Genomic DNA, 16,629 nt, shown 5'->3' with positions numbered 1-16,629 from the left:
CATATCCCCCTAGTACACTATATTTGTAACACAAAGTTACATCTTTTCTTTTATAAAATATCAACATCTATTATTAATAAAGTTTAATATCATTTCTATGTTATAATTAATATATATTTTACACTTACCCCTGCTATACTTAGTATTATATTACTTCTGCTAACTTTAATATATAAAAGGAGTTGATGATAAAGTGACAAAACGTCCATCAATAAGTGTACATAATAAATCAGATAAGCCAGATAATATTGTTATTAAACAAAACCATCTTATTGAAAAATGTTTAGAAATCGAACAACAGCTTCCTAGCTTTATGAAAGACTTCTCAATATACTTAAAAAATGGTGTCGCTCTTTCTACTAGATTAGCCTATTTAAGCGATATCTTATTTTTTTGTAAGTACTTAATTAACGAAACTGATATTACCACCGCCAGCCAAGCTACTGATATTACAGTTGAAGATTTTAATAAAATTACAGCTAAAAACATTAATAGATTTATCGGAGACTACTGTTCAAGATATACAGTTAAAGATGATAATTCTATAAAGATTATGGAAAATGATAATCGCGCTTTAGGGAGAAAAAAATCTTCTTTATCTGTATTATTTAAATTCCTTTATAGAGATGAGATTGTTAAAAATAATATTACAGATGGTTTTAATCCTATTCGCCTACCTAAGCCCCAGCCAGATGCAATAAAGAGATTGGAAATTGATGAAGTGGCTATAATGCTAGATATAGTAGGCTCTGGAGAGCACTTTACTGAAGGTGAAAAAAAATACTGGGAAAAAACTAAGTTAAGAGATAAAGCAATTCTTGTACTCTTTGTTACATATGGTTTACGTTTAAGTGAATTAGAACAGTTAAATATATCTTCATTTAATTTTAATAGAGGGGAATTTAGAATCTATAGAAAACGTGGAAAAGAAGTTGTTATGCCTATTAATAAAACATGTGAAACTGTAATTAAGGATTACATAGAAAATGAACGTTCTGCTAGTAGTATATTAGATGATGAACATAAAGATGCACTATTTCTTTCCTTACAAAATAAGAGAATGACAACAAGGGCCATTAGAAATCTTGTAAAAAAATATACTTCAATAGTATTAGGTACGAGTAGAGAAAATGGTTATAGTCCTCATAAACTAAGAGCAACCGCTGCTACTTCTCTAATTCAGCAGGGTTTTTCTATATATGATGTTCAAAATCTATTGGATCATGATAATGTAACGACAACTCAACTATATGCTGCTCACAAGAAAAATGTCAAAAGAGAAATTGTTAAAAACTTCGAGTGGATTGATGATTAGTTGGCTCACGAACAAATGTTTGATATTTGAAATAATATATGATATACTTTATTTATATAAAAAACCGTTATAGAGAGGAGTTTTCTAATGTATGAGGATTTAAGTAATAAACAATTAGAGATACTAAACTACATGAAAGTAGAAATAAATAAAAAAGGATACCCTCCCTCTGTAAGAGAAATATGTGAAGCTGTAGGTCTTAGATCAACTTCCACAGTACATGGACACCTATCTAAACTAGAGGATAAAGGTTATATTCGTAGAGATCCTACTAAGCCAAGGGCAATTGAAATCTTGAATAATGATCCATTTAGTGATTTATCCTATAATAAAGAAATTGTTAATGTACCAATTGTGGGTAAAGTAACTGCTGGCCAACCTATTTTGGCTGTTGAAAATATTGAAGATACGTTTCCGCTTCCTATGGATTTTATCGATCATGGTAATACTTTTATCTTAAATGTTAAAGGTGAAAGTATGATAGAGGCTGGTATACTAGACAATGACTATGTAATAGTTAGACAACAATCTTTTGCTTCAAATGGTGATATCGTAGTTGCACTAATTGATGAAGAAGCCACAATAAAACGATTTTATAGAGAATCTAATCATATAAGACTACAGCCCGAAAACAGCTTAATGGAACCTATACTACTTAATGACGTAGTTATTTTAGGAAAAGTAACTGGGGTGTTTAGAAAGTTCTAATAATAAAAATAAAGAAGAATCTTTTAAGATTCTTCTTTATTTTTATTATTATTGTATTATTTTAAATTTACCTAGTTTTGCCTATATTAATTCATATTATTTATGTTTTGCAATGCTATTAATGCACCTAATTTAGCATGTTCATACGTTAAGCCACCTTGGTAATAAACAATATATGGAGGCCTAATAGGTGCATCAGCACTTAATTCTATAGATGAACCTTGTATAAATGCTCCAGCGGCCATAATCATAGGACTATCATAACCAGGCATAGACCAAGGTTCTGGAGTTACAAATGCATCTACTGGTGCTGCTGCTTGAATTCCCTTACAAAAAGCAATTACTTTTTCAGCACTTCCTAATTTAACCTGTTGTATAATATCACTTCTAGTTTCATTATATTTAGGCTTAACCTCATATCCCATTTCTTCAAACAGTTTGGAGCAAAAAATAGAGCCTTTTACTGCTTCGCTTACAATATGTGGAGCTAGAAATAAACCCTGAAACATTTGCCGTGATAGACCAAATGTTAATCCACATTCCTTGCCTATCCCAGGCGAAGTTAACCTATATGAAATTTCCTCAATAAGGTGTCGCTTTCCTACAATATAGCCACCAGTTAAAACAATGCCCCCACCAGGGTTTTTAATTAAAGAACCAGCAAGCAGATCTGCTCCCACCTCTGTAGGCTCTTTCTCTTCCAAAAATTCGCCATAGCAATTATCAATCATACATATTGCTTTACTATTTTTTCGTTTAACTATATTTACTAATTTTTCTATTGTATTAATATCTACTGCTGGTCTAAAACTATATCCAGTAGACCTCTGAATATACACTAGAGTAGTTTTATCAGTAACTTCTTTCTCAATTGTATCAAAGTCTACTCTACCATCATCCATAAAATCTACTTGTTTATATGTAACCCCTATATTTTTTAAACTTCCTTTATAATCTCCCCTTATTCCTATTAACTCATCTAATGTATCATATGGTTTACTAGTTACTGATATCATCTCATCACCAGAATGAAGTAATCCAGATAAACATAAGCTTAAAGCATGAGTTCCATTAGCAATGGTTGGCCTAACGATAGCATCCTCTGCTGAAAAAACCTTTGCATATATTTCTTCTATTTTTTCTCGACCAATGTCATTATATCCATAGCCAGTCGTCCAGTTAAAATGTTGATCACTTAATCGTGCTTCTTGCATTGCATTAAGTACCTTGTATTGATTATATTGCTTAACCTTATCAATCTCTTTAAATCTTTCAATTAAAACTCCCTCTATTTCAATCATCTTATTAATTAAATTTTCTTCTATTCCAAAAGTATCTCTCAACATCTTATGTATCATTTCCTATCTCCTTTCAAGTTTTTTAGTATATTAACTGTTATATAGTTTTACCTAATATGGTTTTCTTTTACAAAGAGGACAAATATCATTATAGTAACTTTCTAATTTTAAGGAAATAGAATTTAATGCTACTCCCCTTTTTATACCTTCTTTTATGCCTATCCTTCTCCCTGTAACATATCCAACTAAAAATAATATACTAGAAATAATAATTATGTATCCATATAGCATTATACCCCCCCTAGCCCCTTGAATACAAGTAATTAATAAAAAACCAAGTTGAAAGAATTAAGACAGTGTTTACGCTAGATATCATGAGAGATGCTGTAATTAAAATTACACTTATAATTGATACTTCTCCTATTCCATATTTATTAGCAAAATTAAAATATCCGTAGGCCAAATCATACTTTATATCGAGTAAATCATCTAACATCTGAATAAGTACGATTATAACAAAACTATGGATAAATACTTTATGCGATATAGATATTAAATTAATAATAATTAAAATAATAATTTCTTGATATGATTTTATCTTCAATGGAAGTTTTCTATTAACAAAATTAAACATACCGATCATGTATGCGCTTGAAAATAGAGCGAAGGAATATTCCTTATCTAGTAGCATCGCAAATGTCAATATTATTAAGCCATAAGGGAACTTATACTGCTCAATTTCATTTAATATACCTATGGTATATTCGTTTCTACTGTCTGCATCTACTTCATTATCTAGTAGCTTGATTACAATGCCTATCAAAAATAATGCTAAAATTCTTCTACAAGTTTCTACCCACAAAAGCTTTCACCTCTTTAAAACCAGTTCTATCTACCGTTGAAATAGGAATAATATAATTTTCTTTAAACTTATCTCTGATAATATCTAGCCCTTTTTGACTATTATCCTTATCCATTTTATTTACCAAGATACAGTAACATCCCTGTTGACTTCCAAACTCCTTTATCTGATAGTCTATTTCACTAATTCCCGCTTCTTTTTTGTAATATATATATTGAGCATCAAACATATGCAGTATTATTTTAGCCTGACTCAATTCTTTTAAAGATTGTGCCATTGATTTCCGTATTTCTTCGACTTCATTTATACCATCGGTTACTCCAGCAGTATCAACTAATATCAACTGTTCGTAGCTCTTATACACAGGAATAGTTAATTTCATTTTATAAACATTTCTTGTTTTAAATGGACTTGTACTTACTAAATATTTTCTTGCAAAATTTACTGAAATATTTTTAACTAATACCTTTCCATAAATATCAGTAATTTCAACTTCACACCTATTAACTCCTAAATATTCTGCAAGAGAAAGAAAAAAAGAGGTTTTTCCTACATTTGGATTTCCAATAATTATACAAGTTTTCATTTATTCTTCACCACCCATAAAATCCTCTCTGCTTAATGTAATTAAATCCTCTCTATTATATATACGGCTGCGATTAAGTCTTACAGCCTGTTTTCTGATTGCTCTCTCAATTAAATTTCGAACTAAACGTGCATTTCCAGAGTGATTTCCGTCCCTTCTTCTTATTAGTGACAATATATTAAATAATTTAGCTGTAGCTGATTTAGAAAGCTTATACTCTCTCTTTTCGACCATCAATTCTGCAATCAATACTAATTGCTCTATAGTATAATCTTCGAATATAATATGTATAGGAAATCTTGACCTTAATCCAGGATTTGTTCTTATAAAATCCTCCATTTCTTCATTATAACCTGCTAAAATTAATATTAAGTTATCCTTATAGTCTTCCATGCCTTTAACTAATGCATCAATTGCTTCCTTACCAAAATCTTTCTCGCCTCCTCTTGCTAATGAATATGCTTCATCAATAAAAAGAATGCCTCCAACAGCATTTTTCACCTGCTCCTTTACCTTAATAGCAGTATGGCCTATATATTCTCCAACTAAGTCAGCTCTTTCTATCTCTATTAAATGGCCCCTTTCTAATATTCCCATAGCTTTATACAGTCTTCCTAATAATCTTGCCACGGTTGTTTTGCCAGTGCCTGGATTACCTTTAAACACCATATGCATAACTAGAGGATCTGTCCTTAATCCTTCCGCATTTCTCCATCTTTGAACTTCAGAATAGGCTATTATTTCATTAATCAATACTTTAACTGATTCTAGACCTATTAACTCATTTAATTCATTTAATACGCTCTCAACAGATTCTTCCCTATTTTTATCAAAAACTTCTTTTGAACCTTCTTTAAAATTACAATTTAAAATTAGATGTTTCATAGCATCATTCGTGGACATACTCCCATTTCCCATTAGTTCATAGCAACTTTTATTATTAAATTTATTAAAATTAATTTTCTCCATACTCTTTATCACCTCATTAAATAATATTTATATAAAATAATATTAATGAGGAAAAAATTAAAAACTTCCTAATTTGTTAAACGAAATAGGAAGTTTTTAATATATTTTTATCTAATTATTCATTAGTCTTTCTCATATTTAAGTTAAAATTAACTGGTGAATTGGGTGATATAGTAGAAACTGCATGTTTATAAATCAATTGCTGTTTTCCATCCGAATCTAAAACTATAGTGTAATTATCAAATCCTTTAACCGTACCCTTTAATTGAAATCCATTGACTAAAAATATTGTAATCATAGTGTTTTCTTTCCTTACTTGATTTAAAAATACATCCTGTAGATTAATATTATTTTTCATATTCTATTCCCTCCCGTAAACTCTAATTATATTATTATTCTATAATAAGCTAAAATGTCCTTCAAAATCCTTAATAATATCCTCTGCCAATTTTTCACTGGAAGAATAGTTAGATATATTATACCAGTTAATATCACTATACCTCCTAAACCAAGTTAGCTGCCGTTTGGCATACCTTCTTGTATCACGTTTGAGGATATTTACAGCCTCATCTAAATCATATTCTTCTTCCAAATATCTAATAATCTCTTTATAGCCTAACCCTTTAAAAGATACTAACTCTTTAGAATAGCCTAGATTAAGTAGCTTTTTTACTTCTTCTATTAATCCCTGCTCTATCATAATATCTACTCTCATATTTATTCTATTATATAGTTCTTCTCTATCTCTTATTAATCCTACTAAAAAAAATTCATACTCATCATTTAGATTAATATCTTTGCTGAAGTCTCCTATTTTATCTCCAGTTTCATAGTATACTTCAATAGCACGTATTACTTTTTTGAGATTATTAGGATGTATTCTATTTGCTGCATTAATGTCTATATCCTTAAGCTTATTATGCACGAATTCATTTCCCATCTCGTTAGCTTCTTTCTGTAACTGTTCCCTAAGCTGCCAATTAGAAACTGACTGTGTAAAATCCATATCATAAACAAGAGAGTTAATATATAATCCGGTACCACCTGCTATAATTGGAATTTTTCCATTTAGAACTAACTCATCAATTGTATACTTAGCCATTTTTTGAAACTCAGCTACAGAAAAATTTTCATCTGGATTAACAACATCAATTAAATGATGTGGTACTCCTTTTCTTTCTTCTAAAGTTGGTTTAGCTGTACCTATATCCATATGTCTATAAATCTGCATTGAATCTGCTGAAATTATTTCACCGTTTAGTTTATTAGCTAATATTATAGCTGTATCCGTCTTGCCGACAGCAGTAGGACCTGCTATAATAAGTAGTCGTTTCTTCACTTAACTTCCTCCCTATTGTATCCGTTTAAAGTGTTTTTCAATCTCATATTTACCCATAGTTAAAATAATCGGTCTGCCATGAGGACAAGTTAAAGGTGGTGTAAGAGTATAAATTTCCTCAATTAATTTTTTAATTTCAGAATAATCTAATCTATCTTTCGCCTTAATGGCCTCTTTACATGCTCTTTTTATAATCCTATCTTCGAAATAATTATCAATATTATTATTGTTTCTCACCTCATCTAATATTTCATAAATAAAAGAAAAATTTTGAGGTTTTCCTAAAATCATAGGCACCTGTCTAATTATTATTGTATTAATTCCAAAATCTTCAATTTCAAAACCCAGTTTTCTAAATATACTCATATTATTAGATAGTAACATATAATCCTCACTAGATAACTCTAATACCTTGGATTCTATTAGTCTTTGAGATACAACCTTTTCATTTTTAATTTCCTCTAAAAACTTATTATAAAGCAATCTTTCATGAGCTGCATGTTGATCAATTAAATACATTGATTGATCTTTCTCTAATACTATATAAGTATTAAATATTTGTCCCACAATCTTATACTGATCTAACAATGTATTTAAAAAAGAAAATTGCACTATATCTTCTTCTAGACAATTGATCTGAAGTTGTTCTTCATTATTCTTGTCATCAATAGGTTGGCTAATCTCTCCAGTATTCGAGTCTTGAATATATTTTCCCTGGGTTTCACTTATTAATACATTTTTAATAGCACTAGTGTTTTCGCTAATATTTTTTTGTTTTTGATATTCTACTGGGATTACGGGGACAAAATTTTGTCTAATATCTATAAAATTTTCAGGCTTTGATTTTACTGCTATTAAGTTAGGCATAGTTGTGTTTTGCTTCAATGCACTAATTATAGATTTGTAGATAAAGTCATATATTTGCTCTTCTGCTTCAAACTTTACTTCTGTTTTTGCAGGATGAACATTTACATCTATTATGGATGGATCAATATTTAAGTTTAAAATACAAATAGGATGTTTGTTTATAATAATTTTTTCTTTATAAGCCTCTTCTATAGCCTTACTAATTAACTTATTTTTTACATACCTACCATTTACATAAATAATTTGTAGATTTCTATTTCCCCTTACAAAGCTAGGCTGTCCAATATAACCATGTAACTTCATATTTGATTTATTTTCTTCTAGAAAAATTAAATTTTTAAAAGTATCTTTATCAAATACAGATAATATTGATTGTGACAATATGTTGTTGCCTGGTGTGGTAAACATAATATTATTATTGTTAATATATTTAAATGCTATACCAGGGTTACTAAGTGACAAGCGTATAATTATTTCGGTAATTTTCATTGTTTCAGCATTGTTAGATTTCATAAACTTTAATCTTGCTGGTGTATTGAAAAAAAGATTTTTTATAATAATTGTAGTTCCAACTGGACAACCTACTTTTTTTATAATTTCTGTTTTGCCACCTGTAATTTCTATTAATATTCCATATTGTTGCTCATCTGACCTTGTTATCATCTCTGCTTGAGAAACAGCTGCAATACTTGCTAGAGCCTCTCCCCTAAAACCTAATGAGTTAATATTGTTTAAATCATCTATATTAGTTATCTTTGATGTACTATGCCGCATAAAAGCCTTCTCCACATATTCTTCTTTAATTCCAGCCCCATTATCCGTTATGCGAATATACTTTTTTCCTCCATCTTTAATTTCCAAGGTTATTGTAGAAGCACCTGCATCAATAGCATTTTCAATCAACTCCTTAACTACTGAATAAGGGGCTTCTACTACTTCACCAGCTGCTATTTTATTAATTGTTAAATCATCTAGTATATCAATCTTTCTATTCATTAATAACCTCCTTAAAGCTGTGTGGCCTTTTTATGAAGCCTATATAGTATATTTAATGCATCTATAGGTGTAGTTTCTAATAAATTTATGTGTTTTAAATCCTTTATTATCTCAAGTTCTACAAGATCTTCAAGTTTAAGTTGTTCTACTTTATTAATATCAATATTATTACTGGTCAAAGCCACCTCTGATTCTTTTGATACGTCATTTGAATGATTATTTTCATCATTGTTTTTTCTCTCAAGATCTATTAGTATATCATTTGCACGATTTATAATGTCTTTTGGCAATCCTGCTAATCTGGCAACTTGGATACCATAGCTTTTATCTGCACTACCTTTTAGAACTTTATGCAGAAATATGATCTGATCTTTATCTTCCTTAACTGAGACTCTATAATTTTTAATTCCTATATAGGTTTCTGATAGCTGGGTTAATTCATGATAATGAGTAGAAAAAAGAGTTTTAGATCCCAGGGTTTTACATATATACTCCGCAACAGACCATGCAATACTCAAACCATCAAAGGTGCTTGTACCTCTACCTATTTCATCTACTATTAATAAACTTTTTTTAGTTGCTAAATTTATAATACTAGCCATTTCACTCATTTCTACCATAAAAGTACTCTGTCCTTGAGATAAATCGTCATTAGCTCCTACTCTAGTAAAAATTCTATCTGTTATACCAATAGTTGCACTATAAGCTGGAACAAATGATCCAATCTGTGCCATTAAGACAATCAATGCCACTTGCCTCATATATGTTGACTTACCTGCCATATTAGGACCAGTAATGATTAAAAGCTGTTCATCTTCAGTATTAATATAAGTATCATTTGAAATAAACATGTTATTTTCTAATACTTTTTCAACTACTGGATGGCGTCCTTCTCGAATATCTATTACTTCGCTATCATTAACTGTTGGCTTAATATAATTACTTTCTCCAGCAACCTCTGCAAAGGAATATAGAACATCTAATTCTGCTATTGCGTTAGCTGTTCTTTGTATACGCTCTATTTCAAGTGAAAGTATATTACGAATTTCAATAAACTGTTCGTACTCAATATCGACAATTTTTTCTTCTGCTCCTAATATTTTAGTCTCTATTTCTTTTAATTCTGGGGTAATATACCTTTCACAGTTAGCCAATGTTTGCTTTCTTATATAATTCTCTGGTGCTAGATGTAAATTTGATTTTGAAATTTCAATATAATATCCAAAAATTTTATTATATCCAACCTTTAAAGATTTAATGCCTGTTCTATCTTTCTCTTGCTGTTCTAGTTTTGCAATCCAATGCTTGCCCTCTTTAGAAGCTCTCTGTAACTCATCTAAATCCTTATTGTATCCTTCTTTAATAATTCCACCATCCTTTAAATTTAAGGCTGGTTCCTCCAATATTGATATATCAATAAGATTTTTAATATCATCTAATGGATCAATATCAGTTAAAAGTTCTCCTAACAAACCTGCAGTTTTATTATCAAATAACTGTTTAATTGTTGGTAAAAAGTATATGGATTTTTTTAATGCAACTAAATCTCTCGGATTAGCAGATCCAAAAGCAATTTTTCCCGAAAGCCTTTCTAAGTCATAAATTTGTTTCAGGCTCTCTTTAAGTTCTCTTCTTAATAAAATATCCTCTTTTAATACTTCAACTGCTTGGAGTCTTTGGTTTATGATTTCTACATTGAGTAGGGGTTCTTCAATCCATCTTCTAATCATCCTACCACCCATTGCAGTTAAAGTTTTATCTAAAATCCATAACAAAGATCCTTTTTTATTTTTTCCACGAATCGTTTCTGTCAGCTCTAAGTTTCGCCGAGTAAATATATCTAAAATCATTTTTTCTTTAAATGCGTATAAGTCAATCTTATTAATATGAGTAAGTGATCTTTTTTGGGTTGATTTTAAATAGTAAAGTAATGATCCTGTAGATTGAATTCCTAAATGATTAGAATGAAATCCCAGTCCTTCTATACCTACTATATTAAATTGATCTTTTATTTGATTTATTGCATGATCTTTCTCAAAAACCCATGAATCATATATAGAGATATATGTACTAAATCTTTGCTTTACATCTTCTATTAAATTACTGCTGGTTGATTTTTCCTCAATAAAATATATAATTTCAGTGGGCTCTACTTTGCTAATTTCATCAATTACTTTTTGCTCTATTTCATCTCCAATTATTTCGGTGCAAAGAAATTCTCCTGTAGAAATATCAACATAACTTAATCCACATCCTGCAGTTGAAATGTACAGCGAAAGTAAATAATTATTTCTTTTATCCTCTAATAAGTTTGTATCAATCAATGTACCTGGGGTAATTACTCTTATGACATCTCTTTTAACAATTCCCTTAGCTTCTGATGCATCTTCTACCTGTTCGCATATTGCAACCTTATATCCTTTTGAAACTAATCTATCTATATAGCCATTAGCAGCATGGTATGGAACACCACACATAGGAGCTCTATTTTCTAGTCCACAATCTCTAGCAGTTAAAGTGATCTCAAGCTCTCTAGAAGCTACTTCTGCATCTTCAAAAAATAATTCATAGAAGTCTCCCAATCTAAAAAGCATTAAACAATCTTTATGTTTTTGTTTTATTTCCATATACTGTTGCATCATAGGAGTTAACTTACTCAAATTTATTCCTCCCTTTATCTTTTTAGTCTATTTATTAATTATATCAAATAGTTAGATTAAATTTTAGTATATAGTTCTTTTTATTCTAAAAAGAACTCAAAATGTTATACAACAATTAAAATAGAATGCTGTTAGCATTCTATTTTAATTGTCTACATTCATTTATTCGATAACTTCTCCATTTAAAGAAAATGTTCTAGGTTCTATAATTTTTATATTAACTAACTTTCCAATTAAAGTTTCGTCGCCATCAAAATTAACCAGTTTATTCTCTCTTGTTCTACCCATTAGTCTAGTTGCATCGGTTTTACTTGGTCCTTCAACTAGTACTTCTACAACCTTATTTAAATAACTTTGATTAATCTCTGCACTTATTTCATTTACTTTATCAACTAGACGATTGAACCTTTCTTGTTTTGTTTTTTCATCTATTTGCTCCTCCATCTTTGCCGCTGGAGTGCCTTCACGAATAGAGTATAGAAATGTAAACGCAGAATCATATCTAGCTTCTTCCACTATATCAAGTGTATGCTGGAAATCTTCTTCGCTTTCTCCAGGAAAACCAACAATAATATCTGTAGTTAATCCTATATTAGGCATTTTATCTTTTAATTTTTTAATTAAACTTAGGTATCTTTCTTTTGTGTAATTTCTGTTCATAATCTTTAAAATGCGGTCACTTCCTGATTGAAACGGTAGATGGAAGTGTTCACAAACCTTATCACATTCTGCCATCGCATCAATTAATCTATCTGATAAATCTTTAGGATGTGAAGTCATAAATCTAATACGCTCAATCCCATCAATCTTATTCAACTCTCTTAGTAAATCAGCAAAATCAGTGCTTTTATCTAGTGTTTTTCCATATGAGTTCACATTTTGTCCGAGTAGGGTAATTTCTTTTGTACCATTTTTAGCAAGGTCGGTTGCTTCCCTTACTATATCTTCAACCTCCCTACTTCTTTCTCTGCCTCTAGTATATGGAACTATGCAATAGGTACAGAAGTTATTACATCCATACATAATATTAATAAATGCTTTTAATCCATATTTACGATTAGCAGGTAATCCTTCTACTATGTCTCCTTCTTGGTCCCATACTTCAATAAACATACCTTCAGACTCTGTGGATTTTAACAAAAGCTCTGGAAATCTAAATAGGTTATGGGTTCCAAAAACTAAATCAACATGTTTATATTTCTTTTTTATTTCCTTTACTACTTGAGGCTGTTGCATCATGCAACCACATACAGCTATAGTAAGATCATCTCTTTTTTGTTTAAGATTCTTTAATGCTCCTAAATTTCCATATACTTTTAATTCTGCATTTTCCCTTACGCAACAGGTATTATATATAATTAAGTTTGCTTCTTCTTTGTCAGTTGTAGCTGTATAACCCATCTTTTCAAGCATTCCTGATAGGGTTTCTGAATCGTGCTCATTCATCTGACAACCGTAAGTAGTAATAATGTACTTCTTATTTTTACCACTATTATATATTTTAAGTTCTTCAACAATATCTTGTTGTTTTTTTATTTCTTCTGGTGAGACAGTTATTTTTTCTCTTTTGCTCATTTTTATCCTCCTGCAATTACATTCTATTTTACAATACCTATAATATATAATTATATATTATATACTATATCTTCAACAACTATAGTATTTTCCTTAGTTAGATCAATAATATATTCAGAACAGATTTTTCCTTTTTCCCTAATTATTTTAACAGTTGGTCGCAATGGGAAATCTAAATTTACATTCTCAACTATACCTATAACATCATTGCTTAATTTTATAATAGTACCTATGGGATATGGTACAACTTTCTTTACAAAGGCCTGTACCAAGTTAAAGTCAAATAACCTTCCACAGCCACCCATAATATATTCTAGAGCCTCATGTACTGGAATTGCTTTTCTATAAATTCTATCAGAAGTTAATCCATCATATACATCGGCAATAGATACAATTTTAGAAAATAAATTAATTTCCTTATCCTTTAATTTATATGGATATCCTGTTCCATCTACCTTTTCATGATGCTGTAATGATATTATTCTAGACCTAGCATTTATGTTTAACTCATCTTTCATATAATTAAATCCTCTTAAGCTATGCTCTTGTACGATATTGAATTCATCTGTAGTTAATGCACCAGGCTTTTTTAATAAATTTTCTGGTATAAACATTTTACCTATGTCATGAAGAAGAGCTCCTAATGTTAAATCATAAAGATCATTTTTATTTAAACCATAAGATATACCAATAACTAAAGATAAAATAGCCACATTTACTGAATGAGAATAGGTGTAATTATCTAAATTTCTAATATCTACTAGTTGAATCATTATTTCTTTTTCAGCAAACATATCATCCACTATACCCTCTATCACATTCTTCAAATCAGTAACCGTATAATCAAATCGTTTTTGTGAGCTTATACCATTTTCTTGCTCTATATCACTATAGATTTTTTTTATAGACGCAATTGCCTTCTGTCTAATCTCTGGTTTAATAACATCATTTATAACTTCTTCATTTTTATTATCATTTATATATATATATAGAAATCCAGCTTCTTTTATTTTTAAAATTAATCTGTTATTTAACATAACTCCTTTAGACAAAAGAATTTGTCCATTATCATTAAATAAAGACTGCGCCAAAAAATTTCCTTCTCTTGCATATTCAATAGGTACTAGTCTCAATTAATTATCCCCCTAAGTTTCTAATTCCGATAAACCTATTTATAATACAGCAACTATATACTATTTTATAACAACTTTAATTAACTATACATAATTATACATTAATAACTTCTATATTTAAAGCCTTATCCTATCTTTTGGATAGACTTTAATAAGTTATTTGTAATGAAATTCACTTGTTTTTCTGTATATAGCATGAATTTGCATATAAAAAACAATAAACTTAAATAATTATATATTTTCGAAAAATTATGTATGTTACTAATTTATAATTTATGCTATTATAGTATTGTAGATTAATTTAAAAATAGTTATACAGGAGGTATTTAAGAATGATTTTATCAAAACGAATCACTGCAATGCAAGAATCTCCAATTAGAAAACTTGTACCATTTGCACAGGCTGCAAAAGCGCAAGGTAAAAAAGTATATCACTTAAATATTGGACAGCCTGATATCGAAACTCCAAGTTCATTTATGGAAGCAGTAAGAAATTTCGATGAAAAAGTTTTATCTTATGCTTTATCTCAAGGTTCTCCAGAATTAATTGATGGAATAAGACAATACTATGCAAAACATGGTATGAACTTTGGAAATGATGAAATTTTAATTACTAATGGAGGTTCAGAAGCAATTTTATTTGCAATTATAGCGATAGCAGATCCAGGAGACGAAATATTAGTACCGGAACCTTTCTATACAAATTATAATGGATTTAGCTCAGCTGTAAATGTAAATGTATCTCCTATTACATGTAAAGCTGAAGATGGTTTCCACTTACCAAGCAAAAAAGCTATTGAAGAAGTTATTAATACAAAAACAAAGGCTATCTTATTATCTAATCCTGGTAATCCTACAGGTGTAGTATATACAAAAGAAGAAATCCAAATGTTGGCTCAATTAGCAAAGGAATATAACTTATTCATTATAGCTGATGAGGTATACAGAGAGTTTGTATATGATGGACTTGAGTTTACAAGCTTTGGTGAAATTAAGGAGATTGAAGATAGAGTTATTATAGTAGATAGTATTTCTAAACGTTATAGTGCTTGTGGTGCTAGAATTGGTTCAATTGCAAGTAAAAACAAAGATCTAATGAAGCAAATACTTAAATTATGCCAAGGAAGACTTTGTGTGCCAACTCTGGAGCAAGTAGGTGCTGTTGAGCTATATAAAACTCCAGATACATATTTTAATGCTGTTAATCAGGAATACGATAAGCGTAGAAAAATTGTATATGAAGCACTCCAAACTATGCCTGGTGTATTATGTAAAAGACCTACAGGCGCTTTCTATGTAGTAGCAAAACTACCCGTAGATGATGCTGAAAAATTTGTTGTTTGGCTATTAAGTGAATTTGATGTTAATGGTGAAACTGTAATGATGGCTCCGGCAGAAGGTTTCTATGCTACCCCTGGACTAGGAAAAGATGAAGCTAGAATAGCCTATATATTAAATGAAGATGATTTGACAAAAGCAATGGAAATATTAAAAATTGCTCTTGAGAAATATCCAAATAGAACAATCTAATTAAACTGATATAATTCTTATATTATAAATATTAAAGCCCAGATAAGCTGGGCTTTTTCACAATTATGTAGCACTTTTTATTTTTAATATTCTTTGAAATATGGACGTTTTTTGGTACTCTTGCCTTTTTAACTTATCTTTTAATTCTGCTATTTCATATGATTTTTCTTTTACTTTTAATTTTAACTTAGCATTTTCACAAATTAATACGTCTTTATCTTTATTTTTCTCTTCATTATTTAATTGCTGTGTTAGTTCTTCAATTTTTTGTTTTAATTCATTTATATCATTTTTATAGTCATATTTTTCTAAAATTGTCGATATTTCATTTTTAAACTGCACAGTAATATTATCAGTATTTTTTAATACATTTGTTAAATTGCATGAATCATCTAATATACTAACAGCTACATCATTACTAAAATCGATTTCATTTTCTATGTTTTCTTTGCTTTGTAGTATCTCCTTTATTTGCTTATTATTAGATCCACCACTTTGTAGCTCTTTGATATACAATAACTGATCTATCTCCCTATTTGTAAAATATCTCCTATTATTATCTTCTCTAGGTATATTAAGATTAAATTCCTTTTCATAAAAACGAATCACATGAGGTTTAAATCCTGTACGATCTGATACCTCGCTTATTGAATAAGTGCTTTTATTATTAATCATTAGTTTCCACCTCCGATTAATATTTTCAATAAAAGAATAGCAATTTCCTTTTAATTTATATAAGAATCGTTAAACAAATTACATCAATATTATATAAAATTTTATATAATATTATAA

15 protein-coding genes are annotated in these 16,629 nt (G+C 29.5%); 3 read left to right on the top strand and 12 right to left on the bottom strand.

The genetic code is table 11. From position 1 onward, the window contains the following. Positions 1-193 precede the first annotated feature (193 nt). On the top strand, positions 194-1,315 hold the full coding sequence (locus HYG84_RS13425; protein WP_249168632.1) for a tyrosine-type recombinase/integrase: 1,122 nt from the start codon (positions 194-196) through the stop codon (positions 1,313-1,315). Positions 1,316-1,402: 87 nt separating this feature from the next. Continuing rightward, the gene (gene lexA, locus HYG84_RS13420; RefSeq protein WP_212378038.1) at positions 1,403-2,023 is read left to right on the top strand and encodes a transcriptional repressor LexA; all 621 of its coding nucleotides are present in this window, start codon (positions 1,403-1,405) and stop codon (positions 2,021-2,023) included. A gap of 86 nt (positions 2,024-2,109) precedes the next feature. Here lexA and HYG84_RS13415 read toward each other — a convergent pair whose 3' ends face one another. From HYG84_RS13415 to HYG84_RS13365, 11 genes are all read right to left on the bottom strand, one after another. Then, entirely contained in the window at positions 2,110-3,381 is a 1,272-nt protein-coding gene (locus tag HYG84_RS13415) for a methionine gamma-lyase family protein (RefSeq protein ID WP_212378036.1), read from the bottom strand. 51 nt (positions 3,382-3,432) lie between these two features. After that, complete coding sequence (locus HYG84_RS13410; protein WP_212378033.1) at positions 3,433-3,612, bottom strand: hypothetical protein; 180 nt, start codon at positions 3,610-3,612, stop codon at positions 3,433-3,435. Between the two features lie 10 nt (positions 3,613-3,622). Further along, positions 3,623-4,183 carry a hypothetical protein gene (locus tag HYG84_RS13405; RefSeq protein WP_212378031.1) on the bottom strand — a complete coding sequence of 187 codons (561 nt, stop codon included), beginning with the start codon at positions 4,181-4,183 and terminating at the stop codon, positions 3,623-3,625. Beyond that, complete coding sequence (locus HYG84_RS13400; RefSeq protein ID WP_212378029.1) at positions 4,164-4,769, bottom strand: GTPase domain-containing protein; 606 nt, start codon at positions 4,767-4,769, stop codon at positions 4,164-4,166. The genes HYG84_RS13405 and HYG84_RS13400 overlap by 20 nt, the downstream gene beginning before the upstream one ends. Then, entirely contained in the window at positions 4,770-5,738 is a 969-nt protein-coding gene (locus HYG84_RS13395) for an AAA family ATPase (RefSeq protein WP_249168631.1), read from the bottom strand. 115 nt (positions 5,739-5,853) lie between these two features. Further along, a complete protein-coding gene (hfq, locus tag HYG84_RS13390; RefSeq protein ID WP_212378027.1) occupies positions 5,854-6,096 on the bottom strand; it encodes an RNA chaperone Hfq in 243 nt (80 codons plus the stop codon). 39 nt (positions 6,097-6,135) lie between these two features. Next, the gene (miaA, locus tag HYG84_RS13385; protein ID WP_212378025.1) at positions 6,136-7,077 is read right to left on the bottom strand and encodes a tRNA (adenosine(37)-N6)-dimethylallyltransferase MiaA; all 942 of its coding nucleotides are present in this window, start codon (positions 7,075-7,077) and stop codon (positions 6,136-6,138) included. A gap of 12 nt (positions 7,078-7,089) precedes the next feature. Beyond that, positions 7,090-8,940, bottom strand: a complete 1,851-nt coding sequence (mutL, locus tag HYG84_RS13380; protein WP_212378023.1) for a DNA mismatch repair endonuclease MutL — start codon at positions 8,938-8,940, stop codon at positions 7,090-7,092. An 11-nt stretch (positions 8,941-8,951) separates the two neighbouring features. Further along, a complete protein-coding gene (gene mutS / locus HYG84_RS13375; RefSeq protein WP_442860811.1) occupies positions 8,952-11,582 on the bottom strand; it encodes a DNA mismatch repair protein MutS in 2,631 nt (876 codons plus the stop codon). 180 nt (positions 11,583-11,762) lie between these two features. Beyond that, positions 11,763-13,175 (bottom strand): tRNA (N6-isopentenyl adenosine(37)-C2)-methylthiotransferase MiaB, encoded by a 1,413-nt coding sequence (gene miaB, locus HYG84_RS13370; RefSeq protein ID WP_212378019.1) that lies wholly within the window; start codon positions 13,173-13,175, stop codon positions 11,763-11,765. A 50-nt stretch (positions 13,176-13,225) separates the two neighbouring features. Next, a complete protein-coding gene (locus tag HYG84_RS13365) occupies positions 13,226-14,308 on the bottom strand; it encodes an HD-GYP domain-containing protein (protein WP_212378017.1) in 1,083 nt (360 codons plus the stop codon). 332 nt (positions 14,309-14,640) lie between these two features. Here HYG84_RS13365 and HYG84_RS13360 point away from each other — a divergent pair, with 332 nt between their 5' ends. Continuing rightward, positions 14,641-15,837 carry a pyridoxal phosphate-dependent aminotransferase gene (locus HYG84_RS13360; RefSeq protein ID WP_212378015.1) on the top strand — a complete coding sequence of 399 codons (1,197 nt, stop codon included), beginning with the start codon at positions 14,641-14,643 and terminating at the stop codon, positions 15,835-15,837. A gap of 63 nt (positions 15,838-15,900) precedes the next feature. Here HYG84_RS13360 and HYG84_RS13355 read toward each other — a convergent pair whose 3' ends face one another. Further along, entirely contained in the window at positions 15,901-16,512 is a 612-nt protein-coding gene (locus HYG84_RS13355; RefSeq protein WP_212378013.1) for a MerR family transcriptional regulator, read from the bottom strand. Between the last annotated feature and the right edge of the window lie 117 nt (positions 16,513-16,629).

Origin of the sequence: Alkaliphilus sp. B6464, assembly GCF_018141165.1 — a bacterium.
GTDB lineage: Bacteria > Bacillota > Clostridia > Peptostreptococcales > Natronincolaceae > Alkaliphilus_B.
Note: the sequence above shows the minus strand (reverse complement) of the source record. Positions and strands in the feature narration are given on the sequence as shown.